This window comes from Streptomyces sp. NPDC040718 (assembly GCF_055593565.1).
Map to the genome: position 1 here is coordinate 1 of NZ_JBVIXO010000042.1, position 3,185 is coordinate 3,185.

Consider the following 3,185-nt stretch of genomic DNA (forward strand, 5'->3'; position numbering starts at 1 on the left):
GACGAGGGTCTCGATCAGGACGGCGGTCTGCACCGTCATGTGCAGGGAGCCGGTGATACGGGCGCCGGCCAGCGGCCGCGCCGCGGCGTACTCCTTGCGGATCGACATCAGACCCGGCATCTCGTGCTCGGCCAGGGTGATCTCCTTGCGGCCGAACGCGGCAAGGGAAAGGTCGGCGACCTTGAAGTCCTTGGGGGACAGGCTTGTCATCATTACTCCGTGGTGATGTGAGGGCGGTTCAGTGGTGGGCCGCGGCCGATGGGCGGGCCTCGGCCAGACCCAGGTTCTGGTGGATCTCAAGCGTCGCCGTCGAACGGTTCAGGGTGATGTAGTGCAGACCGGGCACGCCTTCGGCCAGCAGCCGATCGGCCATGGCGGTGGCGTACTCGACACCGATGCGGTGGCCTTCCTCGGGGTTGTCGCGCGCCGCCTCCAGGCGCCGGGCCAGTGCGTCGGGGAACGACGCGTTGCTGAGCTCGGCGAAGCGGCGGATCTGGCGCACGTCGGTGGCGGGCATGATCTCGGGGATGATCGGTGTGTCGCAGCCGGCGGCGACGACGCGGTCGCGCAGCCGCAGGTAGTCCTCGACCTCGAAGAACATCTGCGTGATGGCGTAGTCCGCGCCCGCCCGGCACTTGGCGACGAACTGCCGGATGTCGCTCTCCCAGTCGGGGGAGCGCGGATGGCGCTCGGGGAAGGCGGCCACGCCGACCGTGAAGTCGCCCAACTCGCGTATGAGGGTGACGAGTTCACTGGCGTGGTCGAGACCCAGCGGGTGCGGGGTCCACTCGCCGCGAGGGTCGCCCGGGGGATCACCGCGCAGGGCGAGCACGTCCCGGATCCCGGCGTTGGCGTACTGGCCGATGATGTGGCGCAGCTCCCCGACCGAGTGGCCGACGGCGGTCAGGTGCGCGACCGGTCGCAGGGTGGTCTCCGCCGCGATCCGCTTGGTCACGTCGATCGTCCGGTCGCGGGACGAACCGCCGGCCCCGTACGTCACCGATACGAACGTGGGCGCGAGGGCCTCGATCCGGCGGATGGCGTTCCACAGACCGCGTTCCCCCGCCAGGGTCTTGGGCGGGAAGAACTCGAAGGAGTAGGACCTCTGCCCCGCGACGAGCAGATCGCGCAGCCGGCCCGGATGTGCGCGGTGCGGAGGGTCCGCGGTCTGTGCAGCCATGGAGAGATCCTTCGAGATTCGTTACGGTGAGGTCGGGTCAGCGCGCGTTGAAGTAGGTGCCATCCGGGTGGTGGATCACCAGGGCGTCGGTGGACTGCTCCGGGTGGAGCTGGAACTCCTCCGAGAGGTGGACGCCGATCCGCTCCGGCTGGAGGAGGTCGGCGATCTTCGCACGGTCCTCCAGGTCGGGGCAGGCGCCGTAGCCGAGGGAGAAGCGGGCGCCGCGGTACTTGAGGTCGAACATGTCCTCGACCTTCTCGGGGTCCTCGCCGCCGAAGCCGAGCTCGGCGCGGACCCGGGCGTGCCAGTACTCGGCGAGGGCTTCGGCCAGTTGGACGGACAGGCCGTGGAGTTCGAGGTATTCGCGGTAGGAGTCGGACTCGAACAGCTTGGCCGTGGCCTCGCCGATCTTCGAGCCGACGGTGACGACCTGGAGGCCGATGACGTCGGTCTCGCCGGACTCCTCCGGGCGGAAGAAGTCCGCGAGGCACAGGCGGCGGCCGCGGCGCTGGCGCGGGAACGTGAAGCGGGTGCGTTCCGAGCCGTTCTCGTCGAGGATGACCAGGTCGTCGCCCTTGGAGACGCAGGGGAAGTAGCCGTAGACCACGGCCGCTTCCAGGAGGTTCTCGGTGTGGAGCTTCTCCAGGAGGCCGCGCAGGCGCGGACGGCCCTCGCTCTCGACGAGCTCCTCGTAGGTGGCTCCGCCGGCGCGGGCCTGCTTGAGGCCCCACTGCCCCTTGAACAGGGCGCCCTCGTCCAGCCAGGAGGCGTAGTCCTTGAGCGGGATGCCCTTGATGACGCGGGTCCCCCAGAAGGGCGGGGTGGGCACCGGGTTGTCGACCGCCACGTCCGAGCGGCCGCCGCTCTCCTCCGTCTCCTCGACCTGGGGGGCGGGAGCGTCCCGCTTGGCGACCCGGCGCTGCTTGAGCTCGGGCAGGGCAGCCCCGGGGACTCCGCGCTTGACGGCGATGAGCGCGTCCATCAGCCGCAGGCCCTCGAACGCGTCGCGGGCGTAGCGGACCTCGCCTTCGTAGATCTCGTGGAGGTCCTGCTCGACATAGGCGCGGGTCAGGGCCGCGCCGCCGAGGATGACGGGGAAACGGGAGGCCAGTCCCCGGGTGTTCAGCTCTTCCAGGTTCTCCTTCATGATCACCGTCGACTTCACGAGCAGGCCCGACATGCCGATGACGTCGGCCTTGTGCTCCTGGGCGGCTTCCAGGATCGCGGAGACGGGCTGCTTGATGCCGATGTTGACGACGTTGTAGCCGTTGTTGGTGAGGATGATGTCGACGAGGTTCTTGCCGATGTCGTGGACATCGCCGCGGACGGTGGCGAGCACGATGGTGCCCTTGCCCTCGTCGTCGGTCTTCTCCATGTGCGGTTCGAGGTGGGCGACGGCGGTCTTCATGACCTCGGCGGACTGGAGGACGAACGGCAGCTGCATCTGGCCGGAGCCGAACAGCTCGCCGACGACCTTCATGCCCTCCAGCAGGGTGTCGTTGACGATGTCGAGGGCCGGCCGGGACGCCAGTGCTTCGTCGAGGTCGGCTGTGAGGCCGTTCTTCTCCCCGTCGATGATCCGGCGCTGCAAGCGCTCGTCCAGGGGCAGGGCGAGGAGTTCCTCGGTCTTGCCGGCCTTCATCGACTTGGTGTTGACGCCCTCGAACAGGGCCATCAGCTTCTGGAGGGGGTCGTAGTCGCCCTCGCGCCGGTCGTAGATCAGGTCGAGGGCGGTGTTGACCTGCTCCTCGTCGAACCGCGCGATCGGCAGGATCTTGCTCGCGTGGACGATCGCCGAATCCAGGCCGGCCTTGACGCACTCGTCCAGGAAGACCGAGTTCAGGAGGATGCGGGCGGCCGGGTTCAACCCGAAGGAGATGTTCGACAGGCCCAGGGTGGTCTGGACGTCGGGGTGGCGGCGCTTGAGCTCGCGGATCGACTCGATCGTCGCGATCCCGTCCTTCCGCGACTCCTCCTGGCCGGTGCAGATCGTGAAGGTGAGGGT

Annotated in this window: 3 protein-coding genes; all 3 read right to left on the minus strand. The window is 68.7% G+C overall.

All coding sequences use genetic code 11. From position 1 onward, the window contains the following. On the minus strand, positions 1-210 hold a 210-nt coding region (locus ACZ597_RS35545), incomplete at its 3' end, for an adenosylhomocysteinase (protein ID WP_471339594.1). Between the two features lie 28 nt (positions 211-238). Then, positions 239-1,180 carry a methylenetetrahydrofolate reductase [NAD(P)H] gene (gene metF, locus ACZ597_RS35550; RefSeq protein WP_471339596.1) on the minus strand — a complete coding sequence of 314 codons (942 nt, stop codon included), beginning with the start codon at positions 1,178-1,180 and terminating at the stop codon, positions 239-241. Between the two features lie 37 nt (positions 1,181-1,217). Then, positions 1,218-3,185, minus strand: a 1,968-nt coding sequence (locus tag ACZ597_RS35555; protein ID WP_471339598.1) for a vitamin B12 dependent-methionine synthase activation domain-containing protein, incomplete at its 5' end; no start/stop codon positions are given.

Coding starts and splice junctions, on each gene's coding strand:
- metF (WP_471339596.1), bottom strand. CDS start 1,180: ATGGCTGCACAGACCGCGGACCCTCCGCACCGCGCACATCCGGGCCGG.